Source organism: Caulobacter sp. AVps16 (assembly GCF_058681455.1).
This window is the reverse complement of the sequence record NZ_CM178739.1, coordinates 2,325,267-2,341,554: the sequence shown is the minus strand read 5'-3', so window position 1 is coordinate 2,341,554 and position 16,288 is coordinate 2,325,267. Positions and strand designations below refer to the sequence as shown.

Genomic DNA, 16,288 nt, shown 5'->3' with positions numbered 1-16,288 from the left:
ATCTCTACCCAGCGCCGGTGGCCGCGGCGCGGATGCCCGCGACGATGGCAGCAGCACCGAAGATGATGAAGCACCCGATGATCACCGTCAGGCCGCGCCGCCACTCGATCCGGCCCGCCAGCATCAGAAAGCCGACAATGGCCACGGCGATCACGGCGGCTGCGGTGGCCAGGCTGCCCAGCAGGGTGCCCTGGATCCAGGTCAGGGCCGCCAGCAGGGGGGAGGAGCCCGCCGGATCGGCGGTGACCGTCTGGGCCAGGGCGGCATGGCCCAGGGCTGAAAGGAGCAGGGCTGAGCCACCCCGTTGGAAGATCTTGCGCATGGGCATTCTACTCATACTGACCCGGCGACACGACGGCACCGGCCAAATGGTCCAGGATGGACCGGACATATTCGCGCGTTTCACGATAGGGCGGCACGCCGCCATACCGCTCAACCGCGCCAGGGCCGGCATTGTAGGCCGCCAGGGCCAGGGGCAGGTCGCCGTCGAAGCGGCGCAGCATGGACGAGAGGTAGCGGGCCCCGCCGTCGATGTTCATGTCCAGGTCCGAGGGGTCGACCCCGAGATCGCGGGCCGTGGCGGGCATCAACTGCATGGTCCCCACCGCGCCCTTCGGCGAGACGGCGCTCTGGTCCAGACGCGACTCGCGCCAGGCCACCGCCTGGATCAGGGCAGGGCTCAGGCCGGACCGGTCGGCCGCTTTGGCGATCGCGGTTCCCGAAGCGACCGTGCGGGTCGCGAGGGCCCGGGACGGCCTCGCGCTGGAAGGCGGCGGAGGGGCGATCAAGGATACAGCGCTCAGCCCCGGTCCCGCATAGACCCCGGCACCCTTGTGCAGAATGACGGTCCCGGTCGGGGTGATTTCCATGACCTGGGCCTGGCCCAGGGCGGGCAGTGACAACAGAGAAATCGCAGCGAACAGGCCGGCGGCTCTACCGCGCGCAAGCCAAGTATCACACGACGTTGCGGTCTTTCCCCTCATGCGTCTCAGCCTAAAGGTTTCGCCAAGGGCGGCAAGAGTGCAGGTGTCCTGTCAGCGCCTTCGGAACCTCAATGGCGCGCGCCAGGCCTCTGACCGAGAGCGTGGTCCACGCCTGACTCTGGTGAATTCGGCTTTGGCGTTGCGGCACGTACGGGCGGGCCTGGGCGCAACCCCGGCGGCCAAGGTGTTTTGGCCGTTCGGGGCGCGGCTGGACGTCAAGCGCGCCGTCTTGCGACGGGCCTTGATGTTTCCGCGCCGTCCGGCAATTATCGTATACGATTGTGCCGGCGACCGGAGGGACGTTCATGAGCGTGTTCAGGGATCAGGAGACGGTCGACCTCTCGATCCAGGAGGTGTTCGACCTGTCGCGGCGGGTGCTGATCGCGGCTGGCCTGTCCGTGCCGCACGCCGAGGCGGCGGCCCGCGTCATGACGGCCGGCGAGCGGGACGAATGCGCCTCGCACGGCCTCTATCGTCTGCCCGGCTGCGTCATGACCATACGCTCGGGCAAGATGTCCCTGGACGCCGAGCCGGTGATCGAGGACGTCTCGCCGGCCCTGGTGCGGGCCGATGCGCGCCGGGCCTATTCCCTGCTGGCCTTTGAGCGCGCCGCGCCCCTGCTGGTGGAAAAGGCCAAGACGGTCGGGGTGGCGGCCCTGGTGATCAACAACTGCTACCACTTCTCGGCCCTGTGGCCCGAGATCGAACAACTGACCGAGCGGGGCGTGGCCGCCCTTGCCATGACGCTCAGCCATTCCTGGGTGGCACCGGCGGGCGGCAAGAAAGGACTGCTGGGCACCAATCCCATCGCCTTCGGCTGGCCGCGTCCGGGGCCGCATCCCTATGTCTTCGACTTCGCCACCAGCGCCGTCGCGCGCGGGGACGTCTCACTGCATGACATCGCCGGAAAGCCGATTCCCGAGGGTTGGGGCGTCGATGCCGAGGGGCTATCCACGACCAGCGCCCGCGCCGCGCTGGACGGGGCAATGCTGACCTTCGGCGGGCACAAGGGTTCGGCCCTGTCGACCATGATCGAACTGATGGCTGGGCCGTTGATCGGCGATCTGACCAGCCGCGAATCCATGGCCTTCGACGACGGCGACAAGGCGGCGCCCATGCACGGCGAGCTGATCCTGGCCTTTGATCCCGCCATCATGGGCGGGGGTGATTCCGCCGCCAACGCCGCCCGCGCTGAGGCCCTGTTCGCCGCCTTTGCCGACCAGGACGCACGCCTGCCGTCCGAGCGACGTTACGCCGCCCGCGCCCGCAGTCTGGCGCGCGGAGTGCACGCGCCCAAGGTGCTTTACGACCAGATCCTGGCTCTGGGCCTTTGAGCCCGACGTCGGCCTTCCTTCCCTACTCAGAGAACACCCCATGACCGCTCCGATTGAACTGTCACACTGGATCAACGGCGAACGCCGGGACACGGGCAAGGTCGAGAGCCTGAACCCCTCCGACACGCGCGAGATCGTGGCCCTGGCCCCGAATGGCGGCGTGGCCGAGGTGGATGAAGCCGTGGCTGCGGCGTCGGCCGCCTTCGACGGCTGGGCCAATGCCTCGCCCGAGGTGCGCTCGGACGTGCTGGACCGGGCCGGAAGCCTGCTGATGGAACGCCGCGAGGCGGTCGGTCGCCTGTTGTCGCGCGAAGAGGGCAAGACCCTGGCCGAGGGGATCGGCGAGACAGCCCGCGCCGCCCGAATTCTGAAATACTTCGCCGGCGAGGCCCTGCGCCTGCACGGCCAGAACCTGGCTTCGACCCGTCCGGGCGTGGAGATCCAGACCTATCGCCAGCCGGTCGGGGTCTATGGCCTGATCACCCCATGGAACTTCCCCATCGCCATCCCGGCCTGGAAGGCGGCACCCGCCCTGGCCTTCGGCAATACGGTGGTGATGAAGGCGGCCAGCCACACCCCGGCCACGGCCGAGGCCCTGGTCGCCATCCTGCATGAAGCCGGCCTGCCCAAGGGCGTATTGAACCTGGTCATTGGCGGCGGTCGCGTGGGGCAGGCCATTGTCGACCATAAGGATGTTGCGGGCGTCAGCTTTACCGGTTCGCAGGGCGTGGGCGCGGGCGTCGCCGCCTGCGCCGTGGCGCGTCAGGCCCGCGTGCAGCTGGAAATGGGTGGCAAGAACCCGTTGATCGTGCTTGACGACGCAGACCTCGACCGCGCCGTGGCCATCGCCCTGGACGGCAGCTTCTTCGCCACCGGCCAGCGTTGCACGGCGTCGAGCCGCCTGATCGTGCAGGACGGCATTCACGACCGCTTCGTTGCCGCTCTGGCCGAGAAGGTCGCCGCCTTGCGGGTGGGCCACGCCCTCGATCCCCAGACCCAGGTCGGCCCCGCCGTCTCGGAGGATCAACGCGAGACCTCCTATCGCTACATCGACATCGCGGCGTCCGAAGGCGGCCGCCTCGTCACCGGCGGCGAGCGTCTGAACCTTGAAGCGCCCGGCTGGTACGTCCAGCCGACCCTGATCGCCGACACTGATCCGGCCATGCGCATCAACACCGAAGAGGTCTTCGGCCCGGTCGCCTCGACCCTTCGGGTCAAGGACTACGAGCAGGCCCTGGAGGTCGCCAACGGCGGCGAGTTCGGCCTGTCGGCGGGTATCGTCACCCAGTCGCTGAAGTACGCCCGCGACTTCCAGCGCCGGGCCAAGGCGGGCATGACCATGGTCAACCTGGCCACCGCCGGGGTCGACTATCATGTCCCGTTCGGCGGCACCAAGGCCTCGTCCTACGGTCCGCGCGAACAGGGCTTCGCCGCCGCTGATTTCTTCACCCTGACGAAGACCAGCTACAGCGCGGGCTAGAGCCTTTCGCCACGTGGATTCAACGGTCCTGGCGCGAGGGGCGGTGCCAGGACCTGCTCGATGTCGTGTCGGAAGAACTCCCCGTTGATCGGCCCATCAATCCCCCTGGTCTTGTCGATGAACACCAGACGCTCGGGCGCGATCTTGCCCTGATGCGTCTTCCATTCTGGGAATCCTGAATCCGTCAAAAGACGGCGCACCCCAGGCGGCCAATCGCTTGACTTCGTTGCGACTTGAATATCGTATACGATAATGGTCTGCTTTAGAAGGAATGGCTTATGGCTGGGGTAACGCTGGAATGGAGTGGGGTCATCCCTGCGGCCACCACCCAATTCGACGAGGCGCTGGGCGTGGATCTGGACGCCACCCAGAAGGTGCTGGACGGCCTGATCAAGGACGGCGTCGACGGCATCATCGTCATGGGCACTGTTGGTGAGAACAACTCGCTGGAGCCCGAGGAAAAGCGCGCTGTCCTGAAGGCGGCGGTCGAGGTCGCCGACGGTCGTGTGCCGATCATCACCGGCGTCAGCGAACTGACCACGTCGCGCGCCGAACGCTACGCCAAGGACGCCGAGGACATTGGGGTGGACGCCCTGATGGTGCTGCCGGCCATGGTCTATATGCCGACGGCTGAAGAGCTTGAGGCTCACTTCCGGGCGGTGGCGGCGGCCAGCGGCCTGCCCAACATGCTCTACAACAACCCGACCATGTACCGGATCGCGCTGACCAACGCCGACCTGAAGCGCCTGTCGGACGTGCCCAATATCGTGGCGTTGAAGGAAAGCGCGCCGGACTCGCGGCGCATCACCGACATCATCAATGAACTGGGCGACCGCTACGCCCTCATGGTCGGCCTGGACGACGTGGCGCTGGAGGGCATGATGCTGGGCGCCCGGGGTTGGGTCTCCGGCCTGACCAACGCCTTCCCCGAGGAATCCGTGGCCCTGGTTCGGGCGGTGAAGGACGGTGACCTGGCGCGCGCGCTCGAGATCTATCGTTGGTTCATGCCGCTGTTGCACCTCGACGCCGTGGCGGACCTGGTGCAGTCGATCAAGCTGTCCGAGGCCATCATGGGGCGCGGGACCGAGCGGGTCCGCATGCCGCGTATGCCCCTGACGGGTGCGCGCCGGGCTGAAGTCATCGCCATGGTCGAAAAGGCGGCGGCGACGCGGCCGGTCGGCTCGGGCACGGCCCTCAAGATCGTCTGATCGGGGGTTTCGATGCGCGACGTCTTCTTCTGCATTGACGGTCATACCGCCGGCAACCCTGTTCGCCTGGTCGCCGGCGGCGCACCCCTGTTGTCAGGGACGAGCATGGCCGAGCGGCGGCTCGATTTCCTCGACCGCTACGACTGGATCCGGACGTCGCTGTGCTTCGAACCGCGCGGTCACGACATGATGAGCGGCGGGTTCCTGTACCCGCCGACCCTGCTCGACACCGATGCGGGCATCCTGTTCATCGAGACCAGCGGCTGCCTGCCCATGTGCGGCCACGGGACCATCGGCATGATCACCTTCGGCCTCGAGCACGGCCTGATCCGGCCGCGCAATCCCGGCAGGCTGAAGGTTGAGGTTCCGGCCGGGGTGCTGGATATCACCTATCAAACCGAGGGCGACCGCGTGACCTCGGTGCGTATTCGCAACATCGCCAGCTATCTGGCGGCGGAAGGCATAGAGATCGAGGTTCCGGGCTTTGGCCCCTTGCGCGTCGATGTGTCCTACGGCGGCAACTACTACGCCATCGTCGAGCCGCAAGGCCCCTATACGGGGTTGGACGACCTGGGCGCGAGCCGCATCGTGGAATTGAGCGGCATGGTGCGAGAGCGGGTGCGTGCCGTCTTCCAGCCGGTGCACCCGGACGAGCCGTCGATCAACGGCGTCAGCCACGTCCTGTGGGCCGACGTTCCGAAAGGCGAAGGGGCTGACGGCCGCAACGCCGTCTTCTATGGCGACAAGGCCATCGACCGCAGCCCGTGCGGCACCGGCACCTCGGCGCGGCTGGCCCATCTGCACGCCAAGGGACGGCTCAAGGTCGGCGACGCCTTCGTCCATCAAAGCTACATCTGCAGTCGCTTCATCGGCCGTGTCGAAGCGGAGACGACGGTGGGGGCGTACAAGGCGATCATTCCCTCCATCGAGGGTTCGGCGGTCGCTACAGGCTTCAATACCATCTGGGTGGACCGCCGCGATCCCTTCTGGGCGGGTTTCCAGGTTGTCTAGCGTCTTCCACATCGTAATTGCAGTCGTCGCAAGCTATGGCTTGGTGTGGGCGTTCGGCCCAGTCATTCGACTCGATGAACTGCATGGCCGCGTCCCCGTTTGAAGTCCGAACCCTGTCCGACCGCCTGATGGAGGTGGTGCGGGACATGATCTTGACCGGTGTCATCGAACCGGACGTGCCGATCCGCCAGGACGCCCTTGCAGCCGACCTGAACGTCTCCAAGATTCCCTTGCGCGAAGCCCTGGTTCGTCTGGAACAGGACGGCCTGGTGGTGTCGCACGCCAACCGCGGCTTCTTCGTGCGGGGCATGAGCGCGACCGAAGCCGAGGAAATCTACGAACTGCGCCTGAAGCTGGAACCCGACGCCGCAGCCCAGGCCTGCCTCGCGGCCAATGACGATCAGCGCGCCGTCGCTCAGCGCATGCTGGCCGAACTGGACGCCGCCGCCGCCGCACACCTGCCAAGCGTGGGGCCGCTGAACCGCGCCTTTCACATGGCCTTGATCCAGCCCGGCGGGCGGGTGCTGACGACCGAGATCACCGCGCGCCTGCATGTCATGGCTGACCGGTACGTCCGCAGGCATCTCGAAGGCAATGATCGCCACCTGACGGCGGAGGCGGAGCATCGCGAGATCCTGCAGGCCTGGATGAGCCGCGATGCCAAGGTGGTGCGCCGTTTGGTGGCGGCGCATCTGGAGCACACTCTGCGCGACCTGCGCGAGGAGTTTGGCAATGTCGTCGCCTCGGAAGGGCCCGTCACGGGGCGTAGTCGCAAGCGCGTTTAGGGACGTCCTTGGGCAGGTCGGCGCGATCAGTCCGCCCGGTCGGCCACGGCGGCGACGCCTGACCGCGACTTGAGGGCGGTCGTCAGCAGGCTGGCTGCGGCATAGAGGACGACCGCCACCACGCCCCAGCGCAGAACCGTCAGCGGCAGGGAGGTGATGACGAATGCCGCAAGCAGCACGGCAGGGATCCCGCCGATCGCCATGCCCAGAACGAGCCTCAGGTCGATGCGCTGGCTCTTGATGAAGCGCAGGCTCGAAACCGGCATCAGGAAAGCGCAGGCGCCCATCATGATCGGGAAGGCCGCCGTCGGGTTCATCCCCATCAGGCTGAGCATGATCAGCGAAGGCGCATAGAGGCCGACGCCAAAGCTCATCAGGGCGCCCATGACCAGATGGGCGGCCACGGCGACGATGAACAGATGACCGTCCAGAGCCACCGCCTGGCCGCCTGCCGGCATCAGGTTCAGATTGGTCATGGCGTAGAGCCCCGCCGCGATCAGCAGGGCAGCGCCGACCACGATCTGCACCGCGCGAACCGGCAGGCGTACCACGATGGGCGCGCCGATCACCGCCCCGATGATCGAGGCGGCGATGCAGGCGAACAGCAGCACAGGGTCGACCTGGATCAGATGCATGAAGACTAGCCCCTGCGTCACCGTGGGCAGACAGTGGCCCGCGTTCAGAACGGCGGGCAGGAAGCTGTCGGGAACCAACTTGCGGAAACGTAACCAAGCAGTGGTCGGGGCGAAGGAACCTATACCGAGAGCGTCGAAGAAATTGGCCACGGCCCCGATGGCCACGCCCTCGGCCTTGGGCTTAAGCTCACCGCGTTCACGTGCAGTGCGCACAAGTTGGACGGCGTAAACGGCGGCCAGGACGATCAGCGCCGTCAGCAGAACGGTCAGGATCATGATGTTTTCCTCCCCCGAGGTCTCGCCGTCCTTGCCGGGCGATCAGAGGCGTGACAGAAACACGGCTAAAGATCAGATACAATATACGTTGCGGTCATGAGCTTTATCCCACCTCCCGCCTCTCCCATCACCGCAGATGAGCGGCGCGCCCGCGTTCAGACCATGGCCGCCCGGCTGCGGGCGGAAGGACTGTCCGCGCTGTTGCTCGGCCCGACGGCGTCGCTGCTCTATTTCACCGGCTTGGCATGGCATCCGTCCGAGCGCCTGACAGGTGCCCTGATCCATGCTGATGGAACGGTGGACTACATCTGCCCCCGCTTCGAGCTGGACAAGATCGCGGGCCTGACCTCCGCGCCGAATGCGATCGCGGGCGAGATCCTGACCTGGGAGGAGGAAGAGAGCCCCTACGCCCTGGCGGCGACCCGTCTGCCATCGGGCGGCCGGTTGGCGGTGGACGATCAGGCGGCGGCCTTCATCTGGCTGGGCTTGAGTCAGGCCCTGGGCGCGGATCGCGTGACCGACGGCGGCCCGCTGATCGTGGCCCAGCGCAGCCTCAAGTCTCCGGCCGAGATCGCTCTTCTGGGTCGGGCCAAGGCCATCACCCTGGAGGTCCAGCGTCGAACGCGTCACTGGCTGAAGGCCGGGGTGCTGACATCCGAGGTAAAGCGCTTCATCGACGCCGAGCACCGCGCTCTGGGCGGGGAGGGCGGGTCGTGGTTCTGCCTGGTCTCCTTCGGCGACGACACCTGTTTGCCGCACGGGGGCGAGGGCGACCGGGCCTTGAAGACCGACGACGTTGTGCTGATCGATACGGGCACCCTGGTCGACGGCTATCACTCCGACATCACCCGCACCTATGTCTTCGGCGCTCCCACGGCCGAGTTCCGCCGCGTCTGGGAACACGAGAAGCAGGCCCAGGCGCGAGCCTTCGAGGCGGCGAAGCTGGGCGCGCCTTGCGAGAGCGTCGATGCTGGCGCGCGCGACTATCTGACCGGTCTCGGCTACGGCCCGGACTACCGCCTGCCCGGACTGCCGCACCGCACTGGCCACGGCATCGGCCTGGACATTCACGAGTCCCCCAATCTGGTGCGCGGCGACCGCACGCCGCTTCAGGCTGGCATGTGTTTCTCCAACGAGCCCATGCTGGTGATCCCCGGCCAGTTCGGCGTCCGGCTCGAGGACCATTTCTATATGAGCGAGGCGGGCCCGGTCTGGTTCACCCAGCCGTCGCACAGTCTGGACGATCCCTTTGGCGAGGGTGCCTCCGCGTGACGCCGTCCCGGCGTTGGGCGGTGGTCGGCGGCGGTCTGGTCGGCGCAGCGATCGCCCTGCGCCTGCAGGCGGCCGGCTTTGAGGTGGTTCTGATCGATCGGGGCGATCCCCGGCGCGGCGCCTCCTTCGGCAATATCGGCCACATCGCCGCTGAACAGTGCGAGCCCATGCCGTCGCCCGCCTCGCTGAGGAGCGCAGCTGGACGGCTGTTCGCCTTTGGCGGCCCGCTGGATTTCCGCGCGCGCGACGTCGGCCTGTGGGGACCCTGGGCCTTGCGTTTCCTGGCCGCCTCGCGGCCGGCGGCTGCGGCGCATGGGGCAGAGCTGCTGACCCGCCTGCTGGAAGACCCGCTGGGGGCCTGGGGACGACTGGCCGCCCTGGCCGATGCGCCTGATGATCTGATCCGCCCGACCGGCCACGCCGTCGTCTGGTCGACGCCCGAGGCGGCGCGACGCGGCCTGCAGGCCTGGCGTGGGGCGCGCACCGGAAGCGCGACGTTCCGACCGATGGAGGCCGAAGACCTCGCCGCCTATGACGGCGTTCTGGCCGCGCGCCCGGCCGGCGGGGTTCGCTTCAGCGGCACGGGCCAGGTCAGTGAGCCGCAGCGGGTACGCAACGCCTTGCTGAGCGGCTTTGAGCGGCTCGGCGGGGGTGTCGTCCATGGCGAGGCGACAGCCGTGCGGCCGGTCGGCGAGGCCGCTGAGGTCGCGCTGGCGGACGGTTCGGTCGTGGATGCGGACAAGGTGGTGGTCGCCGCCGGGGCCTGGTCCGCGCGTCTGATGGCACCGCTGGGCGTGTGCGTCCCGTTGATCGGGGAGCGGGGCTACTCGGTGCAGTCGGCGCGGCATGACTGGCCCGAAGACCTGCCCCTGACCGTGTTCGAAGATCGAGCCCTGGCCGTCGCGCGCTTCAAGGGCGGCCTGCGCGCCTCCAGTCACGTCGAGTTCGGTGATCCGTCCGCTGCGCCGGATCCGCGCAAGTGGCGTCAGATCGAGCGGAGTTTGCGCGATCTCGGCGTCACCTTTTCCGACACGCCCGACCGATGGTGCGGGCCGCGACCGACGCTTGCGGACTATCTGCCGGCGATCGGACGGCTCCAGGCACACCCCATGATCCACTACGCCTTTGGCCACCAGCATCTTGGCCTGACGCTCGCGGCTTCGACGGCCGAGGTGCTGGAGCAGATGGCGCTGGGACGACCGACCCCGACCTGGCTCGAGGCTTTGCGGATCGAGCGGTTCCGCTGACGCCCTGACAGCGCGCCGGCACCGCCAGAGGCTGAGCCGGAACCGGGTGTCGGACGGAACACGCAGGCGGCTAGGGCGGCACCTTGTTGGCGAAGAGCCAGTCCATTGCGAAAGGATCGGAGCTCAGGTCGAGCGGCTGCGACCGCATGCGGGCATGGCCTTCATTGACCCAGGCGCATTCTTGCTCGGTCCGTAAATCCAGATCGATTAGACGACGGTCGCCCCGGCCTCGCGCTCCGCTGCCGCCGGGTCGCCGTCGGGCGCCACCTCGATGGCATCCGGGCCGCAGGGGCATTCCCGCGTGAAGCAGGTCTGCGTCCGGCCCCGATCATAGAGAGAAAGGCAAAGGGCGAGGGTGGCGTGGCCGCGCATCAGGCGCTGGTCGGCCTGGTGTTGCCGGCAATGGGCGCGGGGAACGCCAGGGTCTCTGGTTGTAGAAACGGGTAGGCACTGTGAACGCGCTCCCCATAATCTCCCCACCTTTCGGGGCGACCTTCTCTCCGCGTTCTCAACTCACACCATGGGAAGTGGGAGGAGGTTGGAGCCCCAACCCTTTGAGGGATTGGGGCTCCATGGTGCCACGACAGGGACTCGAACCCTGGACCTCAGCCTTACCAAGGATGCGCTCTACCACTGAGCTACCGCGGCGAAGAGGAGGGGCGTATAGCGAGCCAAATCGCGAATGCAAAGCCTAAATGCGACTTGACCCACAGACTTCGTCGCCGCACCCCTCGCCCATGCCGATCCCAGACGACAAATCCCGCCGCGAAGCCCGGCTCGCCGAAGCCCTGCGGACCAATCTGCGCCGGCGCAAGGCCGCCGCGCGGCCGGCCCCGGACGGCGAGGACCGGGCGGTCGCCGCTGCGGTGGCCGCGCCACGGCCCTACAGCCTCGTGCGGTGCCTGGACGGGGTGTCGCATCGCGATGGCCGGCAGGTCACGCTGCGGCTGGAGCTCTCGGTGCCCTATGCCGCCCCGGACTCGGACGAGGTCTGCTGCGCGGTACGGCTGAGCGGCGACGGCGGAGCGTTTGATACGGACCATGGCAAGGCGGCCTTCGGCCGGGATGGATTGCAGGCGACCCAGAAGGCCATCGCCCTGGCCCAGGTGGCCCTGGATCTGGCCAGCACGGGCTTTGAGCTAAGCTGGCCGGACGGTCGGCCCTATGACCTTTCCGCACCCATTTGACCGCCGCCCCTTGCAACCCCTCTTGCAACGGATAGAACCCGCCCCTCACATGTGACCCGCGCGACGGACCGTCCCCGCCGCGCGTTCGAGGGACGTCATTTGGATCGCATCGCCATCATCGGCGGCGCGCAGCTTCACGGGGAAATCCCCGTCAGCGGCGCCAAGAACTCGGCCATCAAGCTGATGGCAGCCAGCCTGCTCACCGATGAGCCGCTGCGCCTGACCAATATGCCGCGTCTGGCCGACACCCGGTTCCTCGGCAAGCTGCTCTCGCGGCTGGGCGCCAGCGTCACGGAAAGCGACGGTCCCGACGGTCAGCAGACCCTGCTGCACGCCCCCGAGATCACCAGCGGCTTTGCGCCCTATGACCTGGTCCGCCAGATGCGGGCCTCGTTCAATGTGCTGGGTCCGCTGATCGCCCGCACCGGCCAGGCCAAGGTCTCGCTGCCGGGCGGCTGCACGATCGGGGCGCGACCGGTCGACCTGCACCTGCAGGCCCTGGAAGCCCTGGGGGCCAAGATCGATCTGCATGAAGGCTATGTCTATGCCCAGGCCCCGCGCGGCCTGAAGGGCGCGGAGATCACCTTCCCGTTCGTGTCGGTGGGGGCCACCGAGCACGCCATGCTGGCCGCCGTGATCGCCGATGGTGTCACGGTGCTGCACAATGCCGCCTGCGAGCCCGAACTGCTCGACCTGCAGGAGTGCTTGAACGCCATGGGCGCCAAGGTCGAGGGTGCCGGCACCCCGACCGTGACCATCACCGGCGTCGCCCGCCTGCACGGCGCGACCCATGCGGTGATCCCCGACCGGATCGAGATGGGCACCTTTGCCGTCGCCGCCGCCATGGCCGGGGGCGAGGTGCGGCTGACCCGGGCACGGCCGGGCCTGATCGACAGCCTGCTGGTCAAGCTCGAGGAGGCCGGTTGCGGCGTCGAGCCGACCGCTGACGGCGTCATCATCCGCCGCAGCGCCGAGCGCCTGAAGGCGGTCGATATCGAGACGGCGGCCTATCCGGGCTTCGCCACCGACCTGCAGGCCCAGTTCATGGCCCTGATGACCGTGGCCGACGGCGAAAGCCGGATCCGCGAGACCATCTTTGAAAACCGCTTCATGCACGCTCCGGAGCTGATGCGTCTGGGGGCCGACATCTCGGTGTCCGGGGGCGAAGCCCGCGTCCGCGGCGTCGCCCGTCTGGAAGGGGCCGAGGTCATGGCGACCGACCTGCGGGCCTCGGTCAGCCTGGTGATCGCCGGCCTGGTGGCCCGCGGCGAGACCACGGTTTCGCGCATCTATCACCTGGATCGCGGTTTCGAGCGTTTGGAAGCAAAGCTCACCGCCTGTGGGGCGCAGGTGCGCCGGATCAAGGGTGACGGAGAGGCCGAACTCTAGATGTCAAAGCCCGCGCCTGCCCTGAGACTCCTGGCCCAGGATGCCGAAGGGCTGACGGTGATCTCCGCCGCCCTGCAGGACGCTGTCGCCAAGATCGGCGACATCCGCTGGGATGCGCAAGCCCGGACCCTGACCCTGGCCTGCAACCGCTTTCGCTGGGAGGCCGGCGGCCAGAAGTCGACCAAGCGGGGCGCGGAGGGCGAGCGCGTGCGTTCGGCCCTGCAGCTGGGCGATGTCACCGGCGTCCAGGCGCGCAACCTCCGCCGGGAGGCCAAGGGGGCCATCGTCGAGCTACTGTCCATCACCTTCGAGCCCGGCGAGGCTCCCGGCGGCACGGTCATGCTGACCTTCGCCGGCGGCGGCGATCTGCGGGTCGGAGTCGATTGCCTGGACGTGGTGCTGGCCGATGTGTCCGAGCCCTGGGCCACGCCCCGCCGGCCGGGGCACGCCGATTAGGCACTCTGCCTGATTTGCGGGCACGCCTTGAATCTGACTTTCAAACAGGCAGTCACGGTGCCGAGGATTCGTCCCACGCGCTAGTGATTGCTGGCGAACTCGCCTGGCGGGGGAATGGTGCTAGGTTAACGCCATGCGCCCGTCAGAGGCGCGAGCATCGTTAGGGAGGCCGTCATGGCCAGGAAGTCCTATGCGACCGGGGAAACCCAGTCGGTGTTTTTCGCTGCGTGCGACATCACCAAACCCGCGCCCCCCGTGCTTCGCCACGGCGGTCCCTGTTTCGACTGGGGACGCCTCGTGCGGGTCAGCCTGTTTGGTGTTCTGGTCGCCGGTGTCGCGACCCTGGCCTATGCGGGGCTGAGCTAGAGCTTTCCCGGCAGCGTGTGAGGACGGGCGGCCAACGCTCGCCCCCCCCCTCCGTAACGTCGCTTAGCCGCGCCGCGCGACCTCCTCCGCTAGCTAGGGCTATCGCATCTGGGCTTGCGTCCAGAAGATTTGTCATCCCGGACAAGCTCGGCGAAGCCGGGCGCCGATCCGGGACCGCCGGAAGCGCTGAGCTCAGGCGTCGGTCCCGGATCTTCGCGCTGCGCGCTCGTCCGGGATGACAGCCGTTTTGAGTCATATGCGATAGCGCTGCCCCGCATGCGGGGCAGGAGGGTGCAGCTGTTCTTCTCCTGCCCCGTAGCGAAGCGTGCGGGGGAGGTGGCGCGGCGCGAAGCGACGTGACGGAGGGGGCGTTAGGGCGCTGAGCCTCCATTCGCGCGCCCATTTGCCACGCAAGCCCAACCCCTCCTAAGCTCGGGCCTCGCGTCCGAGGCGGGGGCCGGCGCGAGCTGATGTCCTGCGCCCGCGGGAAGCCGATGCATGAGCGCCCCCGACCGCGATCTCTGGAATGAAGACCTGGCCCCGACGGGCGAGGCGCAGCGCACCTGGCGCTGGTGGCATTTCGCGGCCCTGTGGCTGGGCATGGTCATCTGCGTGCCCGCCTACATGCTGGCCTCGGGCCTGATCGAGCAGGGCATGTCGGCCCTGCAGGCGGTGGCGACCGTGCTGCTGGGCAATCTGGTCGTGCTGGTCCCCATGTTGCTGATCGGCCATGCGGGGGCCCGGCACGGCGTGCCCTATGCCGTGCTGGCGCGGGCCTCGTTCGGCTGGAAGGGCGCGCGCATCCCCGCCGTGGCCCGGGCGGTGGTGGCCTGTGGCTGGTACGGCATCCAGACCTGGATCGGCGGCGGGGCGCTGCTGACCCTGCTGGGCGTGATCATGGGGCGCAGCCTGGTGGGCGCGCCGATCCCGCTGCTGGGCATCGGCCTGGGCCAGTTGCTGGCCTTCCTGGCCTTCTGGGGCATCCAGCTGCTGTTTGTCACCAAGGGCCTGACCGCCGTGCGCCGGCTGGAGACCTGGACCGCGCCGGTCAAGCTGGTCATCTGTGCCCTGATGGTGTGGTGGGCGATGGACAGGGCCGGGGGCCTCGGCCCGATCTTCCACCAGCCCTCGGCCTTCGTCGACGGCGGCCCCAAGGCCGGCCAGTTCTGGAGCGTCTTCGTGCCCGCCCTGACCGCCATGGTCGGGTTCTGGGCGACCCTGGCCCTGAACATTCCCGACTTCACCCGCTTTGCGAAGAAACAGGCCGACCAGATCCTGGGTCAGGCCATCGGCCTGCCGATCCCGATGGGCCTGCTGGCCCTGGTCAGCGTCATCACCACCTCGGCCACGGTGATCGTGTTCGGCAAGGCGGTGTGGGACCCGGTGCAACTGGCCGGCGACATCGGCGGCATTGCGGTGGTGATCGGCCTGCTGATCATCAGCCTCGACACGGTGTGCTGCAACATCGCTGCCAATCTGGTCGGCCCGGCCTATGACTTCTCGGCCCTGTGGCCCAGCAGGATCACATATCGCATCGGCGGCTGGATCACGGCCGGGATCGGCGTGCTGATCATGCCGTGGAAGCTGCTGGAGACCACTGAAGGCTACATCTTCGTCTGGCTGGTCGGTTATGGCGCGCTGCTGGGACCGATCGCGGGGATCCTGATCGTCGACTACTGGCTGCTGCGCAAGACCGTGCTGGCGGTGGATGACCTGTACGCTAAGGACGGCGCCTACGCCTATCGCGGCGGCTGGAACCCTGCGGCGCTAGTGGCCCTGGCTGTGGGTGCCGCGCCGAACGTGCCGGGCTTCCTGGCCTCGGCCGCGCCGCACCTGTTTGGCGGGGTGGGGGCGTTCTGGACCGGGCTTTATACGTATGCGTGGTTCGTCGGGCTGGGGCTGGCGGGGGTGGTTTATTGGGGGATGATGCGGGGGAAGATGGGCAGACGCGGCGAGTGATGCCGGGTTTGAGCGGGGATTTGCCGGTGCGGGCAAATGGGTGAGTTGGCGCGGAGAGCGGACATTTCGAATGTCAGTTCGGGGTGGTGAGCGGACGTCAGGCTCAGCAGCGCCCCCTCCGCCTCGTCGCCTATCGGCGCCGCGCCACCTCCCCCGTACGCTTCGCTACGGGGCAGGAGAAGAACAGCTTCACCCTCCTGCCCCGTGCCCCGAAGGGTGGCGAAGCCAAACGGGGGAGGTGGCGCGATGCGAAAACGCATCGTGACGGAGGGGGCGTTGGGCGTGGGCCGTCTTTCCGGGCAAACTGAACGTCTCGCTAGGGTCGGAAGCAGACATCCCCGCCCATCCAACAAGCGGACGCCCCGCGTCCCGCGCATCCTTAAATCTCCTGGAGGCTGCAGCGTGCCGGTCTGACCAGGTCAGTCAAGGCCCGGTCTGCGACCGGCCGCTCCGCGGCGGCCCGGAGGGCCGGCCTTGAGCAACCTGGACAGACCGGCGATCGTCTCGCCGTGAGATTTTAGGCTGGCTCCCGCGTGAGCGCGAAGGGGGCGGGACTTTCCCGGCCACCGCCGTAGGCCCCCTCCTGACCGCTATCGCGGTCGTCCTCCCCCCTGCGGCGGGAAGATGAGATCGCCGCTCTTCATCTTCCCCCTCCGGGGGAAGACGATCGCGAAGCGATCCGTAGGGGGCAAGTGGGGGG

General features: G+C 68.0%; 15 protein-coding genes and 1 tRNA gene. 12 read left to right on the top strand and 4 right to left on the bottom strand.

The window, feature by feature from the left end:
- Positions 1 to 4: 4 nt before the first annotated feature.
- Together ACW17U_RS11280 and ACW17U_RS11275 are read right to left on the bottom strand one after the other, a co-directional pair.
- Positions 5 to 322 carry a TrbC/VirB2 family protein gene (locus ACW17U_RS11280; RefSeq protein ID WP_062151310.1) on the bottom strand — a complete coding sequence of 106 codons (318 nt, stop codon included), beginning with the start codon at positions 320 to 322 and terminating at the stop codon, positions 5 to 7.
- A gap of 7 nt (positions 323 to 329) precedes the next feature.
- Positions 330 to 902: a lytic transglycosylase domain-containing protein gene (locus ACW17U_RS11275; RefSeq protein ID WP_062145313.1), complete on the bottom strand. Its 573-nt coding sequence runs from the start codon at positions 900 to 902 to the stop codon at positions 330 to 332.
- A 386-nt stretch (positions 903 to 1,288) separates the two neighbouring features.
- Here ACW17U_RS11275 and ACW17U_RS11270 point away from each other — a divergent pair, with 386 nt between their 5' ends.
- The 5 genes from ACW17U_RS11270 to ACW17U_RS11250 all read left to right on the top strand — a co-directional run bounded on the left by ACW17U_RS11270 (position 1,289) and on the right by ACW17U_RS11250 (position 6,801).
- On the top strand, positions 1,289 to 2,317 hold the full coding sequence (locus ACW17U_RS11270; RefSeq protein ID WP_492052476.1) for an Ldh family oxidoreductase: 1,029 nt from the start codon (positions 1,289 to 1,291) through the stop codon (positions 2,315 to 2,317).
- A gap of 40 nt (positions 2,318 to 2,357) precedes the next feature.
- Positions 2,358 to 3,797 carry an aldehyde dehydrogenase family protein gene (locus ACW17U_RS11265; protein WP_492052474.1) on the top strand — a complete coding sequence of 480 codons (1,440 nt, stop codon included), beginning with the start codon at positions 2,358 to 2,360 and terminating at the stop codon, positions 3,795 to 3,797.
- 278 nt (positions 3,798 to 4,075) lie between these two features.
- On the top strand, positions 4,076 to 5,005 hold the full coding sequence (locus ACW17U_RS11260) for a dihydrodipicolinate synthase family protein (RefSeq protein ID WP_062145321.1): 930 nt from the start codon (positions 4,076 to 4,078) through the stop codon (positions 5,003 to 5,005).
- A gap of 12 nt (positions 5,006 to 5,017) precedes the next feature.
- The gene (locus ACW17U_RS11255; protein WP_492052473.1) at positions 5,018 to 6,016 is read left to right on the top strand and encodes a 4-hydroxyproline epimerase; all 999 of its coding nucleotides are present in this window, start codon (positions 5,018 to 5,020) and stop codon (positions 6,014 to 6,016) included.
- 83 nt (positions 6,017 to 6,099) lie between these two features.
- Positions 6,100 to 6,801, top strand: coding sequence for a GntR family transcriptional regulator (locus tag ACW17U_RS11250; protein WP_062145325.1), 702 nt, complete (start codon positions 6,100 to 6,102; stop codon positions 6,799 to 6,801).
- 26 nt (positions 6,802 to 6,827) lie between these two features.
- Here ACW17U_RS11250 and ACW17U_RS11245 read toward each other — a convergent pair whose 3' ends face one another.
- Positions 6,828 to 7,712: a TSUP family transporter gene (locus ACW17U_RS11245; protein WP_492052471.1), complete on the bottom strand. Its 885-nt coding sequence runs from the start codon at positions 7,710 to 7,712 to the stop codon at positions 6,828 to 6,830.
- Between the two features lie 96 nt (positions 7,713 to 7,808).
- Here ACW17U_RS11245 and ACW17U_RS11240 point away from each other — a divergent pair, with 96 nt between their 5' ends.
- Together ACW17U_RS11240 and ACW17U_RS11235 are read left to right on the top strand one after the other, a co-directional pair.
- Positions 7,809 to 8,984, top strand: a complete 1,176-nt coding sequence (locus tag ACW17U_RS11240) for a M24 family metallopeptidase (protein ID WP_492052469.1) — start codon at positions 7,809 to 7,811, stop codon at positions 8,982 to 8,984.
- Positions 8,981 to 10,231 carry an NAD(P)/FAD-dependent oxidoreductase gene (locus ACW17U_RS11235; protein WP_492052468.1) on the top strand — a complete coding sequence of 417 codons (1,251 nt, stop codon included), beginning with the start codon at positions 8,981 to 8,983 and terminating at the stop codon, positions 10,229 to 10,231. The genes ACW17U_RS11240 and ACW17U_RS11235 overlap by 4 nt, the downstream gene beginning before the upstream one ends.
- A 573-nt stretch (positions 10,232 to 10,804) precedes the next feature.
- Here the strand turns inward: ACW17U_RS11235 and ACW17U_RS11230 are convergent.
- Positions 10,805 to 10,879, bottom strand: a tRNA-Thr gene (locus ACW17U_RS11230).
- 89 nt (positions 10,880 to 10,968) lie between these two features.
- On the opposite strand from ACW17U_RS11230, the gene ACW17U_RS11225 reads away from it, so the two are divergent.
- The 5 genes from ACW17U_RS11225 (at position 10,969) to ACW17U_RS11205 (ending at position 15,588) form a co-directional block, all read left to right on the top strand.
- Positions 10,969 to 11,418, top strand: a complete 450-nt coding sequence (locus tag ACW17U_RS11225) for a hypothetical protein (protein ID WP_492052466.1) — start codon at positions 10,969 to 10,971, stop codon at positions 11,416 to 11,418.
- A 99-nt stretch (positions 11,419 to 11,517) separates the two neighbouring features.
- The gene (gene murA / locus ACW17U_RS11220) at positions 11,518 to 12,807 is read left to right on the top strand and encodes a UDP-N-acetylglucosamine 1-carboxyvinyltransferase (protein ID WP_062145335.1); all 1,290 of its coding nucleotides are present in this window, start codon (positions 11,518 to 11,520) and stop codon (positions 12,805 to 12,807) included.
- Positions 12,808 to 13,263, top strand: coding sequence for a DUF2948 family protein (locus ACW17U_RS11215; RefSeq protein WP_492052465.1), 456 nt, complete (start codon positions 12,808 to 12,810; stop codon positions 13,261 to 13,263).
- A gap of 174 nt (positions 13,264 to 13,437) precedes the next feature.
- Positions 13,438 to 13,629, top strand: coding sequence for a hypothetical protein (locus ACW17U_RS11210; RefSeq protein ID WP_492052463.1), 192 nt, complete (start codon positions 13,438 to 13,440; stop codon positions 13,627 to 13,629).
- 498 nt (positions 13,630 to 14,127) lie between these two features.
- Positions 14,128 to 15,588, top strand: a complete 1,461-nt coding sequence (locus tag ACW17U_RS11205; protein WP_492052461.1) for an NCS1 family nucleobase:cation symporter-1 — start codon at positions 14,128 to 14,130, stop codon at positions 15,586 to 15,588.
- Positions 15,589 to 16,288: the final 700 nt, after the last annotated feature.